This is a genomic window from Pseudomonas sp. AC463, assembly GCF_979253585.1.
On sequence record NZ_CEEDDZ010000110.1, the window covers coordinates 1 to 472 of the forward strand.

A 472-nucleotide genomic window follows, 5' to 3' on the forward strand; every position below is an offset into this window, starting at 1 on the left:
GCATCTTCGCGCGGCTCTTGCCGAAGCCCATCGCGCCATTGGCGCCGCCGCCCTTCTGCATCTGACGCAACACGAAGAACGCGATGCCGAGGAACAGCAGGAACGGTAGCGACTGGTACAGCAGGACCATCCAGACCGAGGGACCTTCCTCCGGCTTGGCAGTGATCGTCACGCCCTTTTTCCGCAGCGTCGGGACCAGCGTCGCATCCTGGATCGGATAGGAGCGGAACTTCTCACCGCTCGTCATCGTGCCGGTGATGATGTCACGACTGATGTTGACGTCGCGCACCGTGCCCTCGTCGACCTTGTCGAGGAAAGCCGAGTAGGCGATCTGGTTGCCGGTGCCCGAGGTCGTGGTCCGACCGTCGATCATCGTCACGAACAGCGCCAGGCCGAGCAGGATCGCCACCCAGATGAGAAGGCTCTTCATCCAGGGGTTAGGCCCGCCGCCCTCGGTTCCGTTCTGCTTGTC

At 63.1% G+C, this 472-nt stretch carries 1 protein-coding gene; it reads right to left on the reverse strand.

Translation table 11 applies throughout. The annotated features are described in order from the left end of the window. Nucleotides 1-472 (reverse strand): ATP-dependent metallopeptidase FtsH/Yme1/Tma family protein (locus tag AC0IYH_RS29325; protein WP_471837538.1); only part of this gene is annotated, 472 nt, incomplete at both ends.